This window comes from Hymenobacter jeongseonensis (genome assembly GCF_015694725.1).
Lineage (GTDB): Bacteria > Bacteroidota > Bacteroidia > Cytophagales > Hymenobacteraceae > Hymenobacter > Hymenobacter jeongseonensis.
Genome location: NZ_JADQDQ010000003.1, coordinates 255,451 through 276,656 on the forward strand (window position 1 = coordinate 255,451; position 21,206 = coordinate 276,656).

Sequence of the window (21,206 nt, forward strand, 5' to 3'; positions counted from 1 at the left end):
AACATCCTTTTTATAGTGCTTTGCTTACTACAATAATTAATAGTTATGCCGGAAATTATTTCAACCCCTGCGCGCACGGGCACTCCCATTGCCGCAGCCATTAGGCCCAAAACTCCTCAGCCTCAGCCTTCCATTTTCGGCTCGCTGGGGCAGGATGCACCCGCGGGACTAGTCGTTTTTCTGGTCGCGCTGCCGTTGTGTTTAGGTATTTCGCTGGCCTCGGGCGCGCCGCTGTTGGCGGGCGTGGTTGCGGGTATTGTGGGCGGGGTGCTGGTGAGCTGGCTCAGCGGTTCGGCCGTGAGCGTAACGGGCCCGGCGGCGGGGCTTACCACGATTGTGTTGTCGGCCATTAGTACCCTGGGTTCTTGGCCAGCCGTTCTCACGGCCACGGCTATTGCGGGCGTCTTCCAGATAATCATGGGGCTGGGTCGGGGCGGAATCATTGCCTTGTATTTCCCGGCCGCGGTTATCCGCGGCATGTTGGCGGCCATTGGCATTATTCTGATTCTAAAGCAGATTCCCCACTTCCTCGGGGCCGATTCGGACTATTTCGAGGATTTGAATTTTTCGCAAATTGACGGCTACAACTCTTTCTCGGCTATTTCGGCCGCTTTAAAGAGCTTGAGCGTGGGTTCGGTCATGGTGGGCTTTGTGGCACTGGGGCTAATGCTGCTGTGGGACCGTCCGGCGGTCCGGCGTCAGCCGTGGGCCCGCTTGGTGCCCGGGGCACTGGTAGCCGTGCTGGCTTCGGTGGCCATCAATCAGTTGTTAAAGGCCGTTGTCCCAAGCCTGCAGGTTCGGCCCGAACACTTGGTTACGCTGCCTGTGGTTTCGTCGCTGCAACAACTCATCGGCGAGATGACGTTTCCGGACTTTAGCGCCCTGAAACGGCCGGCCACTTACGGGGTCGCCTTAACCATTGCCCTGGTGGCATCGCTCGAAACGCTGCTGAGCGTGGAAGCCGTCGACAACCTCGACCCCCACAAGCGCCACACACCCACCAACCGCGAGCTGATGGCCCAGGGTGGCGGCAACTTGGTCAGTGGATTGCTGGGGGGCTTGCCTGTAACGGCTGTTATCGTGCGCTCTTCGGCGAACATCGACGCGGGGGGACAAACCCGGATGTCCTCCTTTATTCACGGCTTGCTGCTGTTGGCGAGTTTGTTGTTTTTGAGCTCGATTCTGAACCTGATTCCGCTGTCGGCTCTGGCTGCTGTGCTCTTGCTTGTTGGTTATAAACTGACCAAGCCGGCACTCTACCGCAAGCAGTGGCGACTGGGCCGTGAACAGTTTATTCCTTTCATTATCACGATTGTGGCGGTACTGTTCACCGACTTGCTGAAGGGCGTGAGCATCGGGCTGGTACTGGGCTTCTTCTTTATCCTGCGCGACAACTCGAAGGCAGGCTCTTACCTGGCGCGCGACCACGCCGAGGACAGCGACGACCCCAACTTCATGCACCTGCGTTTGCCCGAACACGTATCGTTCCTCAACAAGGCTAGTATTGTGACCACCTTGGAACAATTGCCCGCGGGTAGCCGTGTAGTTCTCGACGGCAGCCGTTCGCACGTCATCGACAACGACGTTCTGGAAGCCTTGGAGGCTTTTCGCCAAGCGGCCCCGGCCCGCGGCATTGAATTGGAAATGCGCGGCATTCGGCAAGTAGACTTGGCAGCGCACTAGCACGCTAAGCCGACGGTAGCCAAGCAAGCACTGCGCAAAAACACCCTGGACCCTTTAATTACAGAACACTTAAAAAAAAATATCATGGCAGGCATTCAAGACATTCTCGCCAACAACCGCGAGTGGGTAGCTACTAAAAACGCCAACGACCCTGAGTTTTTTCAGCGGCTGGCCAACGGCCAAACCCCCCGCTACCTATTCATCGGCTGTTCCGATTCGCGGGTGCCCGCCTCGGGCATCACGGGCACGGGCCCCGGGGAAATGTTTGTGCACCGGAACATCGCCAACCTGGTGGTGCATTCTGACATGAACATGCTTTCGGTGCTGCAATACGCCGTGGAAGTACTGGGCGTAAAAGACATTCTGGTGGTGGGGCACTACGGTTGCGGCGGGGTAGCCGCTGCCGCTGCCAATAAGCAGTATGGCCTCATTGACAACTGGTTAGTTAATATTCGCGACGTGGTGCGCCTGCACGAAACCGAGATTCTGCGAATAAAGGACGAAAAGCAGCGCATGCGCCGCTTGGTGGAGCTGAACGTAATTGAGCAGGTGCGTAACTTGGCCAAAACCAACATTATCCAGAATGCCATGCGCGCCGATAATCCGCCGCGGCTGCACGGCCTCGTCTACGACATTGCCGATGGCGTCCTGAAAGACCTGAATGTCGACAGCGACGAGGTAATGAGCGAGATGGAGCACATTTACGGCACCGAGGTGCACGACCAAGAGGAAGTTTACGATGAGGAATCGGATGCTCCTGAGCCCCCTACGGCCGAGGAAGACTCGAGCACGTACGAAGGGCCAAAGCACAATCCAGCCGAAATGAATGCTGAAAGCTTTGCGAAGTAAGAAAACCTGATAGAAGAGTGAATAAGAGAAGGAAAAGGCCTTCCGCAAGTTGCGGAAGGCCCTTTTTTTTGGGGTGAATATCTGTGCGATTGCCGTTGTGAAATCTCTTTTAAACCAGGATTATAGGCACATTAGGGATTCAAATTTCTCAATCGTGGCCACAACAAAAAGCCCGGTGACTTTTCAGTCACCGGGCTTTTTGTTGTGTTTATTAACGCTGTTTACTTCGCTGCTTCAATTTCGGCCACTGCTTTCGCTACGGCTTGCTGTGTTTCGGCGGCGCTGGGGCGGCTGGCTTTGGCTGTGGCAATGCCTTGCAGCATGCCAATGACGGGCTTGTCGGCGCCGTAGCTCTTGTACTTCACCCCGATGCTCGTGAGGCGGGTGATGCCCTCGGCTACGGCAGTGGCGTCGTCGAGACGGCCGAGCATAGCGGCCATCGGCTCCAGCATGTTGAACTGGCCCTGGGGGCGCGCCGCGTCGAACTTATCCCGCACGTAAGCCCACTGGGCCAGGGTGCCGTTTTTGGCGTACACTTCCGTTACGGCCTGGGTCAGGGCGCCGTGGCTGTCCGTCTCAAAGGCTTTGGCGCGGGTGAGGGCTTGCGCGGGCTGCACCGTGCCCAAGGCCCGGAGTGCCGCGCCCTGCACGTTATACGACTGGCTGTTCAACTCCTGGCTGAAGAGTTTTTCGTCTTTCTTATCCTTCAGCTTGGCCAGGGCCGTGAGCAATTGGGCCTTCACCACCGATTCTTTCTCGCTGGCTGCCCGCTTGCGCAGGGTTGCGGCGGCAGCTTTGGCTACAGCTTTGTCCTCAAGATTCAGGGCTTCGGCGGCGGCGGCGCGCAGGCTGGCAAACTTGTCGTTGAGGGCGGCCACCAGCACGCCGCGGGCGGCGGCATTGGTGGTTTGCTCCTTGGCGGCGGCGCCCAAAGCTTCCACACGGTCCACAAACAGCGGCGCTTTGTTGTACTGGTACACGTAGTCGCCCAACGGCTTGTTGTCCGTTTTCTGCCATAGGGTTTTCTTGTTGGCGTCCACGTTCACCAGCTCAGGTTTGGCCGAAAGGGGCATGGTAAACGTCTGGGTGGCTTCCGTCATCTCCACTTGTTGGCGCTGCTTCTTGCCATTCACGTAGTAATCGATGGCAAACGGCAGGCGGAACGGCTGGCCCGGCTGGGTCTGTTTCACGGTCACGGACTGCACTTTTTTGGCGGCGTCCCAGGCGTAATCAATCGTGACCACTGGGTGGCCCGGTGCGAAGTACCACTGGTTGTAGAACCAGTTCAGGTCCTGGCCCGACACGGCTTCGAAGGCTAACCGCATTTGGTGGGCTTCCCCGTTTCCAAGAGCATTGTCCTTGAGGTATTTCTGCAAGCCGGCGAAGAACACATCGTCGCCGAGGTAGGTGCGCAGCATGTCCACGATGGCGCCGCCCTTTTGGTAGCTCACCAAGTCAAACATGTCTTCCTGGCTATCGTAGTGGAAGCGCACGAGCGGCTTGGCGGCGTCGCGCGGGCTGCTCAGGTAGCGGCGCAGGTAGCGGTAGTAGTGCGCATCGGCAGCGTCGCGGCCGTATTTGTGTTCGGCGTAGAGCCCTTCCGAGAAATCGGCCATCGACTCGTTCACGGTGAGGTTAGACCACGATTCGGCGGTTACGTAGTCGCCAAACCACTGGTGAAACAACTCGTGGGCAATCACCGATTCGTTTTGGTACTCGCGGTCCACCAGCTCGCGGTCCGTCATCTGCACCTGCTCGCCGTGCAGGGTGGCGGTGGTGTTTTCCATGGCACCGCTCACGTAGTCGCGGGCCACAATCTGGGCGTACTTGTTCCACGGGTACTCCACGCCGAGGCGCGTGGAGTAAAACTCCATCATGTCGGTGGTGTTGCCAAAAATCTGCTTGGCGAAGGGGGCATACTTCGGCTCGAGGTAGTAACTCACCTCTTTGCCACGCCAAGTGTCTTTGGTGATTTTGAAATCACCCACCGCCATCATGAAGAGATAGGGGGCGTGGGGAAGGTCCATTTTCCAGGTGTCGGTGCGCAGGCCAGGGCCGGCGGGTTTCTGGCTCACCAGCGCGCCATTGCTCAGCGTGACGTACTTACTGGGCACGGTCATGCTGATTTCCTGGGTGGTTTTCTGGTTGGGCCGGTCAATGGTTGGGAACCAAGCAGACGATGCCTCGGTCTCGCCCTGCGTCCAGATTTGCACTGGCTTACCAGCCACTGCGCTGTCTGGGTTCACAAAGTACAGGCCTTTGGCGTCGGTAATGGCGGCACTGCCTTGCACTTTCAGTTCGTCGGGCTTCGAGACGTAGTCGATGTAAATGATGTATTGCTCGCCGGGCTTGAATGTTTTGCCCAGGTTGATGCGCAGGTTGGCGCCATCGGTGTAGGTGTATTTCAGGGGCGTTTGCTGGTCGCCGTTCATCAGGGCCACGGCCTTGATTTCCATCCCTTTGGCATCGAGCCGCAGCGTGTCGGTGGGGTAGGCGTGGGGCTTGAGCGTAATCCACGTCTTGCCGTAGAGGTAGCGCTTGGCATAGTCGAAACGCACATCGAGCTTGGTGTGTACCAAGTCGTTAATCTTGGTGTCAGAGGCGCGGTAAGGGGATTCGGCCTTCGGGGCGGGGGCGGCGGGTGCCTGGGCCAGAGCCGGAGTGGTGGCCACCAGGCCCAGCAGGCCCAGCGCAAAAAGATGCTTCATGAAAAATGGTGGGGAATATTGGTTTGAGCGAAAGACACCACCGGCCATGCGATGTTGTCTGTTTCGGCTACGAAAGTAGGTAAAGTGCGTCAGCGGCGCCCGGCCTCGCTTCCTGACCGTAAGTTTGCGGCCTCATCAATCCCACCACGATGCATTTTTTACGCTTACCGGTTCTGTTACCGAGCCTTTTAATTTCTGTTAATGCCTTGGCCCAAACGCCGGCCGACAGCAGCCGGAGCCTGCGGGAAGTCACTGTGTACGCTTCGCGCCTGAGCCAGCCCCTGAACCAGACCGGCCGGGCCGTCACCGTTATTTCGGGGGCCAGCATTGCCCGCTACCCCGTCAATTCAATTGATGATTTATTGCGTTGCCTGCCAGCTTTGGAGGTGCAGAGCCGCGGTAGTTTCGGTGCGCAGGCCGACGTGAGCCTGCGCGGCAGCACCTTCAACCAAGTGCTTTTCCTGCTTGATGGCATGCGGCTGAACGACCCGCTCACGGGCCACTTTGGCGCCTATTTCCCCATCAGCCCGGCCGAGATTGAGCAGATTGAAATCATTCGCGGAGCTGGTGCCGCGCTTTACGGCCCCGATGCCGTGGGCGGCGTTATCAACATCGTGACCAAAACCTTCGCGGCCACCGAGCGCCGCGACGAAGCCGAATTCCTGAGCACCACCATGCGCGGCGAGTGGAACCTGTGGCACACCAACACCGGTGGCTTCTTGGCCAAAAACAAGCTGCGCCTCGGTGGCGGCCTCCTGCTCAATACCACCGACGGCCAGCTGCGCGCTGCCCCCAGCACCCTGCGCAGCGATGCCAGCCTGAAAACGTACTCACTTTCAGTGGCTTATGATTTGACGCCCAAGCTCAGCCTGGCCACCCGCGCCAGCCTAGACCGCCGCGATTACAACGCCCAGTATTTCTACACCACCAACCCCGCCGACCAAGCCCGCGAAACCACGAACCGCGACTGGTACCAGGGCCAGGTTCGCTACCAGCACACCGAGCGGGCCCGCACCGAAGCACAGGTTTCCACCAGCCGCAGCACCGACTATTACGTTTTTACGCCCACGTCCGTCGCCAGCGACCATCTCACGCACTACACCAACATGCTGCTCAGCCACCAGCAGCAATTTTCGGATAAAGTTCGGGCTACCCTTGGTGGCCAAGCCGACCGCCGCGCTGTGCGCAGCAACGACCGGGGCAACCACGCGCAGTGGCACTACGCCGCCTTCGGCGTAGTAGCGGTGACGCCCGCGCCCGGCCTGGCCCTCACCGGCGGGCTGCGACTCGACCACGACCAGGCTTACGGCACGGAAGTGGTGCCGCAGCTCAACGTCAGCCAGCAGTTAGGGGAGACGGTGACCGTGCGCGGCGCCGTGGGCCGCGCCATTCGCGCCCCCGATTTCACGGAGCGCTACAACGCCAATGCCCGGCCCGGCATCGTGCCCAATGGCTTCAACGTGGGCAATGCGGCATTGCAAGCCGAGCGCACCATGAACTACGAACTCGGCGCCGACTACCGCCCGCTGCCCGGCGTCACGGCCAAAGCCACCTATTTCCTGCGCAAAGGCAACAACCAGATTGACTACGTGCCCACGGCCGGCTCCCAGGTCATCGAAATCACGGGCTTGCCCAACCTCGACGCCGCCCGCACCTACCGCCTCGCCCAAAACCTGTTTGATGTGACCACCCAGGGCCTGGAAACGGAGCTGAGCGCCGCGCATCAGTTCACGCCCACCACCCGCTTCAACGTCAGTGTGGGCTATACCTACGTGAAGGTAACTAACGCCGAAAACATCGCCTCGCAGTACCTCGCCAACATTGCCCGCCAGGTAATTTCGGGCACGGTCGGCTTCACCACGAAGCGCGTCAATGGCAGCCTGAGTGGCCTCTGGAAGCAGCGCGACGCCTCGGCCGTGGCCGCCATCAGCCGCACCCAAGCCGCCGAGTATATGGTTTTTAACGCCCGCTTGGAGGTGGCCGTGCTGCCGCAGCGCCTGTGGCTCACTAGCCAGGTGCAGAACCTGTTCAATGAGCAATACTCCGATTTGCTGGGTGCCCAAATGCCCAACCGCTGGTTCATGGCCGGCGTGCGCTTGGCCCTGCGGAAGTAGGATAGTGGCTTAGCGCATTCCCTAATTCATTTTCTTTTGAAGGCCCCGATTTGGAACAAATCGGGGCCTTCGCTGTATATTTGCCGTATCAATTCTTTCTCCCAAAGGATTGTTTTTATACAGAGGCGCTGAGAGACAGGCTCAACGACGCGCCGGCAACCATCCGCAACCGCGGGCAAGGTGCCAATTCCTGACCATATAAAAACAAGTTGCCGTGGACGCTGCCAACACCCCCCCCAATCACACCGCCGGTTTTATTGCTGCCCCCGCTCTCATGCGCCGGGCTGGTATGGGCTGTTGTTGCTGTTGTTGGCTGGCTTAGCCTGTCCCGCTTGAATTTCTGCGGGTAGGTGGGCTGTAGCGGAAGCTGATTGCCTCCGCATGCCTGCTTTTTGTGGCCGCTCCGAACGGCTGCATCCTCCTTTTTCTGGGTTGTTTCCGCCTCTGCGCTTTGGTGCTGAGTTGGTTTCGCACGAAGTCTGATTGCTCCAACGCGTCCGTTCAACGGATGGGGCGGGTCCGGAACCGACACGCGAAGACTCCTCGGAAGTAAGCTGCCCCTCAGGTTCAGGGCCAGTTCCGCTCACTCATTTTCTGGAATTATCGTCGCTCTGCCGCCCGCACTGGCTGACGTAATTCCGTCCCTGCTTCAACTCTAATTCATTTCTTTTTTGCTGACTATGTCGCTGACCCCAAAGCCCATTGGCATCTATTTCGAGCACCCCGAATGGTTCAAGCCGCTCTTCGCCGAGCTGGACCGCCGCGGACTGCCCTACGAGAAAATTGACGCCGCCCATCACCTATTCAACCCCGCCGAGCAGGAAAGCGGCTACAGCCTCGTGGTGAACCGCATGAGTTCGTCGGCCTACCTGCGTGGGCACGGGCAGGGCATCTTCCACACGGCCGGCTACGCCACCCACTTGGAGCGCATTGGTACGCGCATCATCAACGGCTCGGCGGCCACGGCCATCGAAACCAACAAGGCGCGGCAACTCTCCCTGTTCGAGTCGCTGGGACTGAAATACCCCAAGTCCTTCGTAATAAACCACGCCTCGCGGGCTGTGGATGCGGCCAAGCAGCTGCGCTTTCCCATTGTGGTGAAGGTGAACATTGGCGGGAGTGGCGCGGGCATCATTCGCTTCGACACGCCCGAAGGCCTGCAAGCCGCCGTGGACAACAACCAGATTGACCTGGGCATCGACCAGACGGCGCTGGTGCAGGAATACGTGACGCCCCGCGGCGGCAATATTCACCGCGTGGAAACGCTGGACGGCAAGTTTCTCTACGCCATGAAGGTGTTCACGACCGGCGAGAGCTTCAACCTGTGCCCGGCCGAAATCTGCCAGATTCCGGAAGAGCAGTCGGTCGAGTTCTGCCTGACCGAAGCGCCCAAGAAAGGCATTCAGGTGGAAGCCTTCACCCCGCCAGCCGAGGTGATTGCCGCCGTGGAGCGCATCGTGGCTGCTGCAAAAATTGACGTGGGCGGCATTGAGTACCTCATCGATGACCGCACCGGCGACGTGCTGTTCTACGACATCAACGCCCTTTCCAACTTCGTGGCAGATGCCGTGAACGTGGTGGGCTTCGACCCCTACGCCCGGTTCGTGGATTACCTGGAGGCCCAGCTGCCGGGTGCTACCGCAACGGCTACCGCTCAACCCGAATTAGCCACCGCTTAAGCTCAACGACATGAAATTTGGATATTGGATGCCCATTTTTGGCGGTTGGCTGCGCAACGTGGAAGACGAGCACATGCCTACCGACTGGAGCTACGTGAAGCAACTGGCGCAGCGTAGCGAGGCCTTGGGTTACGACCTTACGCTCATTGCGGAGCTGTACCTGAACGACATCAAGGGCACCGAGGCGCCCTCCATGGAGGCCTGGAGTACGGCCGCTGCCCTGGCTGCCGTGACCGAGCAGCTGGAAATAATGGTAGCCGTGCGGCCCACTTTCCACAACCCGGCGTTGCTGGCCAAACAGGCCGCCAACATCGACTTGATTGCGCCCGGCCGCTTGTCGCTGAACGTGGTATCGAGCTGGTGGCGCGACGAGGCCACCAAATACGGCCTGCACTTCGAGCAGCACGACGACCGGTACGCCCGCACCCGCGAGTGGCTCGACGTGGTGACAAACGTGTGGAAGCAGGACCATTTCAGCTACGACGGCAAGTACTACCAGGTGGCCGACAACGTGCTGCAGCCCAAACCTGCCAAAGCCCCCTTCCTGTACGCTGGCGGCGAATCGGAAGCGGCCAAGGACTTGATTTCGACCCAGTGCGACGGCTACGTGATGCACGGCGACTCGCCGGAGCAAATCGGGACCCGCATTGCCGACATGCGCCGGCGCCGTGAGCAGAAAGGCTTACCGCCGATGAAATTCGGCGTGGCCGGGTACACCATCGTGCGCGACAACGACCAGGACGTGCAGAAGGAGCTCGACCGCATCACCAACGTGAAGGCGTCGGCTGCGGGCTATGGCAATTACCAGCAGTGGCTGGCTGGTACGCAGCTCGAGCAGCAAGTGTCGCTGCAAGACTACTCGGTGTCGAACCGCGGCCTGCGCACTGGCCTCACCGGCACGCCCGCCCAGATTCAGGACCGCATCGGGGCGTTTGAGCAAGTGGGAGTGGACTTCTTCCTGCTCCAGGCCAGCCCACAGTTGGAGGAAATGGAGCGGTTTTCGGAAGCGGTAATTCAGGTGCTGGCGTAGATTTTTGGGTACCCGAAAAGTCCGGTCATGCTGAGCGCAGCCGAAGCATCTCTCCCGCGAAAAGTAGTTGATTTTACTACTGCGGTAGAGATGCTTCGGCTGCGCTCAGCATGACGTTTATAATCAATAAATCAGATTACTAGTAATAGTGCTGCCACACGTGCCTCTTGGTGCGTCTACATCATTTCATGTTAAAAAAATCATTAGCGCTGCTTCAATTGGAAGCAGCCGAAACGGGGACTAACTCCCTCAAACGTAGCCTCAATGGCATTAGCCTTATTGCCATTGGCATCGGCGTTATCATCGGGGCAGGCCTCTTTTCATTAACCGGCATCGCGGCCGCGAACAATGCAGGCCCCGCGGTTACGCTCTCCTTTATTGTTGCGGCAGTTGGCTGTGCATTCTCCGCGCTGTGCTACGCCGAGTTTGCGGCGCTCGTGCCGGTTTCGGGCAGCGCCTATACCTACTCCTATGCCACCATGGGCGAGCTGTTCGCCTGGATTATTGGCTGGGATTTGGTGCTTGAATACTCGGTAGGAGCGGCCACGGTGGCCATTAGCTGGTCGCAATACCTGGTGAAGTTCCTCGGCAAATACGGCCTGCACATTCCGGCGCAGTTGGTGATGTCGCCCTTTGAATCGGCCAAGCTTGCGGATGGCTCCACGGTATCGGGTTACGTGAACGTGCCGGCCATGCTTATCGTGCTGGCCATCACGGCCATTGTCACGCGGGGTACCAAAGGTTCGGCGTGGTTCAATGCGTTGGTGGTCGCGCTCAAAGTGGCGGTGGTGCTGGTGTTTATCGCCCTGGGGTGGCAATACATCGACCCGGCCAATTACCAGCCCTACATTCCGGCCAACACCGGCGAGTTCGGCGAGTTCGGGCTAAGCGGAATTTTGCGCGGCGCGGGCGTCATCTTCTTCGTTTTCATTGGCTTCGATATTGTGGCCACCATGGCGCAAGAAACCAAGAACCCGCAGCGCAACATGCCCATCGGTATCCTTGGCTCGCTGGCCGTCTGCACCGTGTTGTTCGTGCTATTCGGCCACGTCCTCACCGGCTTGGCCAACTACACGGAGTTCAAAAACAGCGCCGCGCCGGTCGCCATTGCCATTGAAAAAACGCCGTACGCCTGGCTGAGTTCCGCCGTGATTTTGGCCATTCTCATCGGCTACACGTCCGTGATTCTGGTGGATTTGCTGGGGCAGTCGCGGGTGTTTTTCTCCATGTCGAAGGACGGTTTGTTGCCGCCCATTTTCTCCAAGTTGCATCCCAAGTTCAACACGCCTTTGCAGTCCAGCCTGTTGCTGGGTTTATTCATTGCGCTGTTTGCGGGCTTCGTGCCCATCGCCGTAGTGGGCGAAATGACGAGCATCGGCACGCTGCTGGCCTTCGTGATGGTGTGCTTGGGCGTGCTCATCATGCGCCGCACCAACCCCGATGCGCCCCGCCCGTTCCGCACCCCGTGGGTGCCGGTGGTGCCCATCCTGGGCATCGTGGTTTGCGTGGTGATGATGGCCTCCTTGCCCTGGGAAACGTGGTTGCGCCTGATTGTCTGGCTCGCGCTGGGTATGGCCATTTATTTCGGCTACGGCAAGAAGCACAGCAAACTGCGGCTGGCCCAGGTGGCCGAGCAGAAGGCTGAGACACCAGCCTAAATCACCCAAGTAATATTATAAGCCCGTCCAGCAAAGCACACCGCCGCTGGACGGGCTTTGTGCTGCTTGCAAGCCGCCGGTACTTGCTGGCCGGCTAATGGGTTGTCAGCCCATTGGCGTCCAGGTCATCTTTGTCCCGCACGCGGGAAAGGCTGCCTTCCAGGTCCACAATGTTATCGGCCAGGCTGGGGCGCGACGTTGCCGGACGAGCCTTTTCCGCCTGTTTATACACGTCAATGGCTCCGTATTCGTCCAGAATAATCCGGGCGCGTTCGCTCTCGTCATCCGAGCCCGGATTTACGGTGATAACGGCGCTATCGGGGCCACTGGCGGCGATGTGGGCTTCGGCGGCGGCGTTTTCGTTGCCGGTAAACAAGTTGGTGAAGAACCGGACGATGCCTTCTTCAAAAGGCTCAACGGGCGCGCTGCTGGCGGTGTTTCCAGCCAAGTGCTCGGCCCGGAGCGTGGCTTGTGTTGCCAGATTGAGGTTGCTGCGTATGAAGCCAGCGGCCAGCAATTGGTCAATGGCCTGCTGCGCTTCGGGGGCGCTGTTGAATAAGCCGACTACGGTCCGGGCCATGGGGGAGAGACAAGCGTGCATAAGCTTAACGAGCCGCCGAATCCGAGGCCGTTGAGAAAAGTACGGTCTGCCAGAGCCCAAGTTGCGCTAGCATAGTTCCCGCGGGGGCCGGAAAGAACTTCTGCTTTGTGTTTTCTCTGGATGTCACCCCGGTATTCAACAGTTCAGCTGCAATGCAAAATGCCCAAATCTGAACTCCCCGTAAGGGTTAACGTACCTTTTGAGGACTGGAACCGAACGTTTAGGTAAGCCGAACGGTTGGGCCCTGGATTCTCCTACTATTATGATTTCTACAAAGTACCCCGGCCTCATTCCATCCTACGAACACGAGCGGCTGGTGGCATTGCAGCCCTACCAGGTGATGAGTACCCCCGGCCAGGAACTGTTCAACGATTTTGTGAGCATCGTGGCCAAGCTCTTCGACATGCCCATTGCCCTCGTGAGCCTAGTGCGGGCCGAAGACGTGGTATTCATCGGTAATAAGGGCCTGCCCGAAGCCTTGGTAGTTGACCGCGAAGACAGCATGTGCTCGGTGGCGATTCTAAATGACGGCCTCACGGAATTCAAGGATGTGGCCGCCGAGCCCTGCGCCTTGGTAAATCCTCGGGTGGCGCAGCAAATGCACCTGGGTTTTTATGCTGGCCAGGCCCTACGCACGCCAAATGGCCAAGCCGTAGGAAGTCTCTGCATCATCGACCGTCGCCCCCGTGAACTCACTTCCTTGGAGGGCAGCTTGCTCAAAGAGCTGGCCCTTGTGGCTCAGGAGTTGCTGCGCTTGCAAGCTGCCCAAGCGGCCAATCCTACGTTAGTCCCCGAACTGCGCGCTCGGCTAGAAGGCCCCGTGCAGCAGTCCCTCACTCGCCTGACTACGTTGGCTGAGCTGCGCCAGTGGGAATCCTCGGCCGATACCGACGAAGCCCAGCGCTACGTGGAGTCCCGCCTCGACGAGGCCCGGTATTTGGCCCAGACGCTGTATCGCGAACTGCAAGCGGCGCTGACGCACGCGGGGCAATAGCACCGCTCCAATTAAGGCAGCTGGATGAGCCGTGGCTTGGCTCGCTGTATGGTTTCGTTGGTCTTGGCTGTCGGGTAGTCGGGCCTCAGCCGCCGTTGGCCATGCCAATGCGGCCTTTTGCCGAGAGCAGGTTGGTTGCCGCTTGGTTTGGCTCGACTTTGTGCGCCTAAATCAGAACCTTGTGCCATGCCGTGGCACTGAGCCTTGCCATGCACCCCATCACTGTTCCACACCCCGAACTAATACCATCCTTTGAACCCCAACGCCTGGAGGCTTTGCGCCGTTACCAAGTGCTGAGCGTGCCCGGCGAAGAACTATTTAACACGCTGGTGGCCATTGTGGCCCGCCTGTTCAACGTGCCGGTGGCCTTGCTATCGCTGGTGCAGGCTGAAGACGTGCAGTTTGTGGGCAATGCCGGGCTGCCGGGTACTTCGTCGGTGCCCCGCGCCGACAGCTTGTGCTCCGTGGCCATTCTGCAAGACGGCATCACGCTATACGAAGACCTGTTGCTGCGCCCCTGCCACCTCACCACCGATGCTGCGGCCCAGACCTTAAAACTGCAGTTTTACGCCGGTTGCGCGTTGCACACCACCGCTGGCTACCCCATTGGGGCCCTGTGCGTGATGGACCGCCAGCCCCGCCGCTTTTCCATGCCCGAGCGCACCCTGCTCGATAGTCTCGGCCAGGTGGCCATGAGCTTGCTGGATATCCGCTCCGCCTTGGTTTCCGACCCCACGTTGCTGTCCAGCCTGCGCGATATGCTCGACGGGCACGTCAGCCAGTCCCTCGACCGCATCGGCACCCTCGCCGACTTAAGCCAGTGGGAGAGCCCCGATAGCGACGAAGCGCTGGCGTATCAACAGTCTATTCTCGAAGAGGCCACCTACGTCACCCGGCTCATTCAGCAAGAACTGCAGGTCACGCTCAAGCGGTTGGGCCAGTAAGTTGGTGGGCTGGCCGGGGCCGCTGGGCCGTGCCAGCAGTGGCCCCGGGTGCCGGGGCTCGAAAATCGACCTTTTATCCGGTTACCTTTGTTGATTCCCTGCGCCCAAACCCATCGGCGCAGCACCTAAAATCAACTCGAATCCGTGAAGGTTTGTATTGCCGAAAAGCCCAGCGTGGCCCGCGAAATTGCCAACGTGCTGGGCGCCTCCCGCCGCATGGACGGCTATTATGAGGGCAACGGCTATCAGGTTACCTGGACCTTTGGCCACTTCTGCCAGCTCAAGGAGCCCGACGACTACCAGCCCGAGTGGAAGCGCTGGAGCCTGCACAACCTGCCCATGATTCCCGACTCGTTCGGCATCAAGCTCATGCGCCGCGATGAAGGCGTGGTGAAGCAGTTCCACACCATCAAGAAGCTGGTGGACGAGGCCGAGGAAGTCATCAACTGCGGCGATGCCGGGCAGGAAGGGGAGGTGATTCAGCGCTGGGTGCTGATGGAAGCCAAGTGCCGCAAGCCGGTGAAACGGCTCTGGATTTCGTCGCTCACCGAAGAGGCCATTCGCCAAGGCTTTGCCAATCTGCGCGAGGCCAAAGAGTTCGACAAACTCTACCAGGCTGGCAAAAGCCGCGCCGTGGGTGACTGGCTGTTGGGCCTGAATGCGACCCGCCTGTTCACCCTCAAATACACCACCTACCAGGACAAGCAGCTGCTCAGTATCGGCCGGGTGCAAACCCCCACGCTGGCGCTGATGGTGGACCGCTGGCACGAAATTCGGAACTTCAAGCCTGAGCCGTATTGGGTGCTGCGCACCGAATACCGGGGCACCATGTTCAGCCACATTGCCCCGCCCAAGCAAGCTAAAGAAGCCGAAGACGCCCCCGATGAAAAGACCCGCCTCCGCGCGCTGGGCTATTTCGTGACCGAGCAAGAGGCTCAAGAAGCGCTTGAGGCCGTGCGGCCTGTAGCACTGGTTATCACAGGCGTAGAAATTAAAAAAGGCCGGGAGTCACCGCCGCGCTTGTTCGATTTGACTTCGTTGCAGGTGCAGTGCAACAACCAGTTGGGCCTCTCGGCCGAGGACACGCTGAAGATTGTGCAAGGCCTGTATGAGAAGAAAGCGGTGAGCTACCCGCGCGTCGACACCACCTTTCTGCCCGACGACCAGTACCCAAAAATCCCGGGCATTCTGCGGGGCATTGGCTACGACAGCCTGACCGCGCCGCTGCTCGCCGCCAAGATTCCGAAGACGCCCAAGGTGTTCAACAACGCCAAGGTGACCGACCACCACGCCATCATCCCGACTGGCGCGGCGGGCCCCGGCGGGGGCATGGAAAGCAGCGTGTACGACATCATCACGCGGCGCTTCATTGCGGCCTTTTACCCTGACTGCGAGGTGAGCAACACCACCGTGCTGGCCGAGGCCGCCGAGCGCCCGTTCCGGGTGCGCGGCCGGCAGATTCTCAGCCCCGGCTGGCGTGTGGTCTATGGCAACCCCGAGGAGCAGCAGGCGCCGACCCCGGCCCCCGCGCCCAACCAAAAGACCGGCGGTGAAGAGCAGGAAGACGTAGTGAGCACCGTGCTGCCCAGCTTCGTGCAGGGCGAAAGCGGCCCCCACAACCCGCGCCTCGACAGCAAAGTCACGCAGCCGCCCAAGGACTACACCGAAGCCAGCTTGTTGCGCGGCATGGAAACGGCCGGCCGCAACATCGACGACGACGAGTTGCGCCAGGCCATGAAGGAAAACGGCATCGGCCGCCCCAGCACCCGCGCCGCCATCATCGAAACGCTGTTCAAGCGCAACTACATCCGGCGCGAGAAAAAGCGCTTACTTCCAACGCCCACCGGCGTCGAGCTTATCGGCCTCATCCGCAACCCGACACTGAAATCAGCAGAGCTCACCGGCCAGTGGGAGCGGAAGCTGCGCCAGATTGAGAAGGGCGAGTTGTCGTCGGAGCAGTTCCTGGCCGAGCTCACCGGGCTGGTGCGCGAGATGGTGCAGGAGGTGAAAACCGATGGCCGGGGCCGCATGGTGACGTCCGGCAGCGCTGAGCTGGCCATGAGCCAGGGCCAGGCCAATGGAGGCTCGGCATCAGCCGGTAGTAAGGTGCCCGCCGGCCTCACCGGTACGAAAGCGGCCAAGCCTGCTAACGCAGCCGGCACCACCAGCGGTGCCGGCCTGGGCTACTGCCCCATTTGCAAAACGGGCCACGTGCTGCGGGGCAAAACTGCCTTTGGCTGCGCCCGCTTCCGTGAAGGCTGCACGTTCCGCCTGCCCGCCGAAGTGCACGGCAAAAAACTAAGCGACCCGCAAGTGAAAACCCTGCTGGCCAAAGGTCGCACGCCCATCATGAAGGGTTTTGTGGGAGCCGATGGGCAAAAGTTTGATGCCGCCATCGGCCTCGACACTTCCTTTCAGCCCACCCTGCAGCTTGTGGCCGAGCCCAAGCCCGGCGCCACGCCCGATTCCGGCCTGATTCCGTGTCCGGTGTGCAAGCTCGGCACCATGCTCAAGGGCAAAGCGGCCTACGGCTGCTCCCGCTTCCGCGAAGACTGCCAGTTCCGGGTGGCCTTCGAGTGGGGCGGCAAGGCCCTGACCGAGACCCAACTCAAGCAACTGCTGCGTCGGGGCGAAACGAGTGTTATCAAAGGGTTTATATCGGCTAAAACCGGCAATAAGTACGACGCCGCGCTAAAGGTGGAAGAGGGCCGCGTGGTGCCAGTATTCGGTTGATTACTTGCTGTAAAGGTGGCCGTCAAGCCGAGCAAAGTCTAAGCATATCGCACAACTGTTTTGTCATCCTGAGTGAAGCGAAGGCCCTTATCACACCGGAACGAGCCCTTCCAAGGTGAAAATATGCTTCGCAGGCTCAGCTTGACAGATGGCGTGGTATAGCGGTTTAGACTGCGCGGACGCTAAAGGAGCAGGACGGTTTGGAGGCATTGGTTACTCTCCGTATTGTACCAAATTGCGCACCATCCCTTTGAAGATGATGCCGTGAAACGGCAGCACGGCATACCAGTACAGCCGGCCGGCCAGGCCGCGGGGGCGGTAGGCGGCGAGTTGCTCCACGGCGTGTCCGCCGTTGGGCTGGTCCACGATGCGGAACTGCAGCCAGGCTTCGCCGGGCAGCTTCATTTCGGCGTAGAGCAGCAGGCGTCGGCCGGCCTTGTCGGCCACCAGCACGCGCCAGAAATCCAGCGGGTCGCCGGCGCGCAGGCGGCTGGGGGAGCGGCGGCCACGGCGAAGGCCCGGGCCGCCCACGGCCTTGTCCAGGAAGCCCCGGAGTTGCCAGAGCCAGTCGGTTTTGTACCAGCCCCGCTCGCCACCGATGCGCCAGATGTTGTCCAACACCTCCGCTACCGGGCGCCGGAACGGCATGAGCTGGCGGTCGAAGAACATCCCATTCTTGGGAATCTGAATGGCATCCATGTAGTTCTGCCGCATGGTGCCCGAACTCAGGGCGTCGCTCCAACTGCTCACCACTTCGTTCTGCTCGATGCGCTGGAAGGCCAGCGCCAACGCTGCTCGGTAGCTCATGCAGGTGTGGGGAACCACCCCGTCGATGCTTTTGGCCGGGTCGCACACGGTGTCGTTCTTGAGGCTCTCGACCAGGCTTTGGGCAAGGGAAAACGTAGTGCTCGTGACCAAGTAGAGCCACCACGAGGAGAGGCGAGGAGTAAGGACCGGCACGGTCACAATCCAACGCTTATAGCCCCGCTCTGCGGCTAGACCCAGTAGCATTTCGCGGTAGGTTAGCACGTCGGGGCCACCCACGTCAAAGGCTTTGCTGAAGCATGCTTTATTGTCTAAAACTGAGGTCAAGTAAAACATGATGTCGCGAATGCCAATGGGCTGACAACAAGAATTTAGCCATTTCGGCGTGACCATCACCGGTAGCTTCTCAACTAAGTCTCGGATAATCTCAAAAGAGGCCGAACCTGACCCAATAATGATGCTGGCCCGGAGTACGGTAAGCTGGGCTGTGGTGGCTTGGCTCAGGACCGATTCCACCGCCCGGCGGGAGCGTAAGTGCACGCTCAATCCTTGGTCGTTGGCAATGCCGGAGAGGTAAATTATCTGGCGGGCACCAGTCGTATTCAGGTAATCGACGAAGTTGTGCGCCGATTGCTGCTCCAAGTTGAAGAAGTCCTCGCTGTGGCCACTCATGGAGTGCACTAGGTAGTAAGCGGCGTCGATGTCGGTGGGCAGGTCGCTCAGGGTGGCGGGCCGGAGCAGGTCGCCGCTGGCTACCTGCACGCGGGCGCGGAGTGCTTCGGGCAGGGTGTCGGGCAGGGAGAAGCGCCGCGGGTCGCGCACGAGGCACACCACGTCGTGGTCGGCCGCCAGGAGTGGCAGCAGGCGCTGGCCAATATACCCGGTAGCTCCGGTGAGAAGGATTTTCATTTGCTGAAGCGAATGGCAGCCGGTAGTAGTCGTTCTAGACTGAACGGCTAACCCGGCACCTTGTTTAGAAACCGCGCTCAAGAGGCAAGCTCAACTACTGCATCCTCAGCTTCTAATCAGCATCTTTGCCAGCATGAAACACTTCGTCCCACTCCTCGCCACTGGCCTGTTGCTGGCTTCGGCTGCCCACGCCCAAACCAAACTCACGGCACCGCCGCTCAGCCCGTCCACGCACATCCGCCAGAGTTTCTCCACGTCCTTCATCGACCTCACGTACTCGCGCCCGTCGTTGCGGGGCCGGGTGGCATTTGGGGGCCTCGTGCCCAATGGCACGGTGTGGCGCACCGGTGCCAACACCGTGACGAAGGTGCGCTTCGGCGAAGAAGTGAAAATCAACGGCCAAGCGGTGCCCGCCGGCGCCTACGCTCTCCTCACCATCCCCGATGCCAAGGAGTGGACCTTCATTCTGAACCGCGACACTGCTCAGTGGGGGACTTACCAGTATAAACAAGACCTCGACGTGCTGCGCGTGAAGGCCAAGCCCACCAAGCTGGCTGCCCCCGTCGAAACCATGTCGCTAACCGTGGAAAACCTGCGCCCCAACGCCGCCGACCTGGTGGTGAGCTGGGACCGCACCCAAGTGGCTCTGCCCATCACCGCCGACCCCGACCGCATTGTGATGGGCCAGATTGCGGAAGCCATGAAGGGTGAGAAGAAACCCTACATCACCGCCGCACAATACTACTTCAACGCCGGCAAAGACCTCACGCCCGCCATCGGCTGGGTCGATGAATTCATCAAGGCCAATCCCAGTAGCTATTACGGCTACTACTGGAAAGGCAAGCTGCTCCAGAAGCAGGGCAAAAACAAGGAAGCCATTGAAGCCGCCAACAAGTCGTTGGAGTTGGTGAAGACCGATAAGAACGAAGTGTCGAAAGCTGAGTACATCCGTCTCAACCAAGAGGTGCTCGCGGCGGCCGGTAGCAAGAAATAACTTCAACAGGTTCTACTAACTATTCGAAAAGGCCCGGTGCACGATTGCGCCGGGCCTCTTCGATGGTAGTAATTTATTGCGGCTAAACGGGCAGTTTATTTCCCTGCTCCACCAACTGCGTGAAGCTTTTGGCCGCGTTGGTAAACTCGGAGGGGATGAGCATGATGGTGGTTGTGTTGTTGTCGATGCCAATCTCGGAGAGCATTTGCATGCGGCGCAGCTCCAGCGCAATGGGGCTTTCCTCCATCTGTTTGGCGCCCTGCGTGAGCTTGATGCTGGCCTCCAACTCGGCCTCGGCCTTGATGATGCGGGCCCGCTTCTCGCGGATGGCTTCGGCCTCGCGCGCCATGGCCCGCTGCATGGACTCTGGAATCTCCACGTCCTTGATTTCCACTAGCTCAATCTTCACGCCCCAGGATTCCGTGGCCGCATCCACGATTTGCAGCAGCGCAGTGTTGATTTGGGCTCGCTCCCGCAGCACTTCGTCGAGTTGGTGCTGCCCGATGATGTTGCGCAGCGCCGTGACTGCCAGTTGGTACACCGCCTGATTAAAGTTGGCCACCTTGATAATGGCATCGACTGGGTTCACTACCCGGAACCACAGCACGGCGTTCACCTTGATGGTCACGCTGTCCTTCGTGATGGTTTCCTGCTGCTCCAAGTCCACCGTTTTGGTGCGGATGTCAATGGTTTGCTGCCGTTCGATAACCGGGATTATCCAGTACAGTCCCGGCCCCCGCGTGCCCATAAACCGGCCCAGCCGAAACACAATGGCCCGCTCGTATTCCTGCGCAATGCGCAAGCCGGAGAGTAGGATGAGAACAATGATTAGAACAATGAGGAATGGCGACATGACCAGTTCAGGTTAGTGATTTTGGTCGATGTATCGTTGCCGGGAAATATCCATTACAGATGTGTATTGGACGTCAGGGACCAAACACCGGGCGAATATTATCAACAAGCCATTTGTCTTGCTGCCGTACCAGCCGAAACTCTAAATTCGCGCCCTCGCGTAAATCCTCAGGTTTTGGCAGTTGCGCAAAAAATACGAGTGCTGTGTCGCCATTGATGGTAACGGCGGGCTTGGTGCGGCGCAGCTTTTCCAAATCGGCATCTGGGTCTTGCGAGAAAACTACCCGGTCGTAGTTGAGTCCCTGTGGTGGGCCAGCCCATTGCCGCAAGGCCTGCATCACGCTGTCAGCTTTCCGTATTTCCTCGCGTTCATTCGCTACGTAGTTCACTGACAAAAAACCGCTTGATTTGAACGGCTGCAAATACTCCTCAGCAACCTTGAAATCAACCTTGTAGACATCCGTCGTATCGCCATCGTCACTCAACCAAGCGGGCACTAAAGGCATGCTGCCCAGAGCTTCTTTCTGGCCGCTGTACCACGTAAGAAAATGTTGCACAACTGCGTCAGGACTAGTCGCCTGATTAGCTTTAGCAGAGGGCTTTGCTGCCTCTTGCCTGGTCGCATCAAAGGAACAAGAAGCCACTGTTGCGGCCAAGGTGAGGCCCAGCAAAACCAGCGCGATTTTCATCAAT

Annotated in this window: 15 protein-coding genes and 1 riboswitch; of the genes, 10 read left to right on the forward strand and 5 right to left on the reverse strand. The window is 59.4% G+C overall.

Features of this window, described 5'->3' with window-relative positions; genetic code table 11:
- Positions 1–45 precede the first annotated feature (45 nt).
- Both I2I05_RS08020 and I2I05_RS08025 read left to right on the forward strand, forming a co-directional pair.
- Positions 46–1,683, forward strand: a complete 1,638-nt coding sequence (locus I2I05_RS08020) for a SulP family inorganic anion transporter (protein WP_196281717.1) — start codon at positions 46–48, stop codon at positions 1,681–1,683.
- An 84-nt stretch (positions 1,684–1,767) separates the two neighbouring features.
- Positions 1,768–2,532: a carbonic anhydrase gene (locus I2I05_RS08025; RefSeq protein WP_196281718.1), complete on the forward strand. Its 765-nt coding sequence runs from the start codon at positions 1,768–1,770 to the stop codon at positions 2,530–2,532.
- 221 nt (positions 2,533–2,753) lie between these two features.
- Here the strand turns inward: I2I05_RS08025 and I2I05_RS08030 are convergent, their stop codons facing one another.
- Positions 2,754–5,240: a M1 family metallopeptidase gene (locus I2I05_RS08030; RefSeq protein ID WP_196281719.1), complete on the reverse strand. Its 2,487-nt coding sequence runs from the start codon at positions 5,238–5,240 to the stop codon at positions 2,754–2,756.
- Positions 5,241–5,446: 206 nt separating this feature from the next.
- Between I2I05_RS08030 and I2I05_RS08035 the strand changes: the two genes are divergently transcribed.
- The 4 genes from I2I05_RS08035 to I2I05_RS08050 all read left to right on the forward strand — a co-directional run bounded on the left by I2I05_RS08035 (position 5,447) and on the right by I2I05_RS08050 (position 11,721).
- Positions 5,447–7,354 (forward strand): TonB-dependent receptor plug domain-containing protein, encoded by a 1,908-nt coding sequence (locus tag I2I05_RS08035; protein WP_196281720.1) that lies wholly within the window; start codon positions 5,447–5,449, stop codon positions 7,352–7,354.
- A gap of 112 nt (positions 7,355–7,466) precedes the next feature.
- Positions 7,467–7,559, forward strand: a riboswitch (SAM riboswitch).
- Between the two features lie 475 nt (positions 7,560–8,034).
- Positions 8,035–9,033 carry an ATP-grasp domain-containing protein gene (locus tag I2I05_RS08040; protein ID WP_196281721.1) on the forward strand — a complete coding sequence of 333 codons (999 nt, stop codon included), beginning with the start codon at positions 8,035–8,037 and terminating at the stop codon, positions 9,031–9,033.
- 10 nt (positions 9,034–9,043) lie between these two features.
- On the forward strand, positions 9,044–10,063 hold the full coding sequence (locus I2I05_RS08045) for an LLM class flavin-dependent oxidoreductase (RefSeq protein WP_196281722.1): 1,020 nt from the start codon (positions 9,044–9,046) through the stop codon (positions 10,061–10,063).
- A 188-nt stretch (positions 10,064–10,251) separates the two neighbouring features.
- Complete coding sequence (locus I2I05_RS08050; protein ID WP_196281723.1) at positions 10,252–11,721, forward strand: amino acid permease; 1,470 nt, start codon at positions 10,252–10,254, stop codon at positions 11,719–11,721.
- 94 nt (positions 11,722–11,815) lie between these two features.
- Here I2I05_RS08050 and I2I05_RS08055 read toward each other — a convergent pair whose 3' ends face one another.
- A complete protein-coding gene (locus I2I05_RS08055; RefSeq protein WP_196281724.1) occupies positions 11,816–12,301 on the reverse strand; it encodes a hypothetical protein in 486 nt (161 codons plus the stop codon).
- A gap of 283 nt (positions 12,302–12,584) precedes the next feature.
- Here I2I05_RS08055 and I2I05_RS08060 point away from each other — a divergent pair, with 283 nt between their 5' ends.
- The 3 genes from I2I05_RS08060 (at position 12,585) to I2I05_RS08070 (ending at position 16,993) form a co-directional block, all read left to right on the forward strand.
- Entirely contained in the window at positions 12,585–13,316 is a 732-nt protein-coding gene (locus tag I2I05_RS08060) for a GAF domain-containing protein (RefSeq protein WP_196281725.1), read from the forward strand.
- A 275-nt stretch (positions 13,317–13,591) separates the two neighbouring features.
- Positions 13,592–14,260: a GAF domain-containing protein gene (locus I2I05_RS08065; RefSeq protein WP_196281726.1), complete on the forward strand. Its 669-nt coding sequence runs from the start codon at positions 13,592–13,594 to the stop codon at positions 14,258–14,260.
- Positions 14,261–14,404: 144 nt separating this feature from the next.
- Positions 14,405–16,993 (forward strand): type IA DNA topoisomerase, encoded by a 2,589-nt coding sequence (locus I2I05_RS08070; protein WP_196281727.1) that lies wholly within the window; start codon positions 14,405–14,407, stop codon positions 16,991–16,993.
- A gap of 213 nt (positions 16,994–17,206) precedes the next feature.
- On the opposite strand, the gene I2I05_RS08075 is transcribed toward I2I05_RS08070, so the two are convergent.
- Entirely contained in the window at positions 17,207–18,667 is a 1,461-nt protein-coding gene (locus I2I05_RS08075) for an SDR family oxidoreductase (protein ID WP_196281728.1), read from the reverse strand.
- Positions 18,668–18,800: 133 nt separating this feature from the next.
- Here I2I05_RS08075 and I2I05_RS08080 point away from each other — a divergent pair, with 133 nt between their 5' ends.
- Complete coding sequence (locus I2I05_RS08080; RefSeq protein WP_196281729.1) at positions 18,801–19,661, forward strand: DUF2911 domain-containing protein; 861 nt, start codon at positions 18,801–18,803, stop codon at positions 19,659–19,661.
- 82 nt (positions 19,662–19,743) lie between these two features.
- Here the strand turns inward: I2I05_RS08080 and I2I05_RS08085 are convergent, their stop codons facing one another.
- Together I2I05_RS08085 and I2I05_RS08090 are read right to left on the reverse strand one after the other, a co-directional pair.
- Positions 19,744–20,514 (reverse strand): slipin family protein, encoded by a 771-nt coding sequence (locus I2I05_RS08085; RefSeq protein ID WP_196281730.1) that lies wholly within the window; start codon positions 20,512–20,514, stop codon positions 19,744–19,746.
- Positions 20,515–20,587: 73 nt separating this feature from the next.
- A complete protein-coding gene (locus I2I05_RS08090) occupies positions 20,588–21,202 on the reverse strand; it encodes a hypothetical protein (RefSeq protein WP_196281731.1) in 615 nt (204 codons plus the stop codon).
- Positions 21,203–21,206 lie beyond the last annotated feature (4 nt).

What these genes read in the sequence shown, in the direction of transcription:
- I2I05_RS08020 (WP_196281717.1), top strand. Translation starts at nt 46, where the DNA reads ATGCCGGAAATTATTTCAACCCCTGCGCGCACGGGCACTCCCATTGCC.
- I2I05_RS08025 (WP_196281718.1), top strand. Translation starts at nt 1,768, where the DNA reads ATGGCAGGCATTCAAGACATTCTCGCCAACAACCGCGAGTGGGTAGCT.
- I2I05_RS08030 (WP_196281719.1), bottom strand. Translation starts at nt 5,240, where the DNA reads ATGAAGCATCTTTTTGCGCTGGGCCTGCTGGGCCTGGTGGCCACCACT.
- I2I05_RS08040 (WP_196281721.1), top strand. Translation starts at nt 8,035, where the DNA reads ATGTCGCTGACCCCAAAGCCCATTGGCATCTATTTCGAGCACCCCGAA.
- I2I05_RS08045 (WP_196281722.1), top strand. Translation starts at nt 9,044, where the DNA reads ATGAAATTTGGATATTGGATGCCCATTTTTGGCGGTTGGCTGCGCAAC.
- I2I05_RS08050 (WP_196281723.1), top strand. Translation starts at nt 10,252, where the DNA reads ATGTTAAAAAAATCATTAGCGCTGCTTCAATTGGAAGCAGCCGAAACG.
- I2I05_RS08055 (WP_196281724.1), bottom strand. Translation starts at nt 12,301, where the DNA reads ATGGCCCGGACCGTAGTCGGCTTATTCAACAGCGCCCCCGAAGCGCAG.
- I2I05_RS08060 (WP_196281725.1), top strand. Translation starts at nt 12,585, where the DNA reads ATGATTTCTACAAAGTACCCCGGCCTCATTCCATCCTACGAACACGAG.
- I2I05_RS08075 (WP_196281728.1), bottom strand. Translation starts at nt 18,667, where the DNA reads ATGAAAATCCTTCTCACCGGAGCTACCGGGTATATTGGCCAGCGCCTG.
- I2I05_RS08080 (WP_196281729.1), top strand. Translation starts at nt 18,801, where the DNA reads ATGAAACACTTCGTCCCACTCCTCGCCACTGGCCTGTTGCTGGCTTCG.
- I2I05_RS08085 (WP_196281730.1), bottom strand. Translation starts at nt 20,514, where the DNA reads ATGTCGCCATTCCTCATTGTTCTAATCATTGTTCTCATCCTACTCTCC.
- I2I05_RS08090 (WP_196281731.1), bottom strand. Translation starts at nt 21,202, where the DNA reads ATGAAAATCGCGCTGGTTTTGCTGGGCCTCACCTTGGCCGCAACAGTG.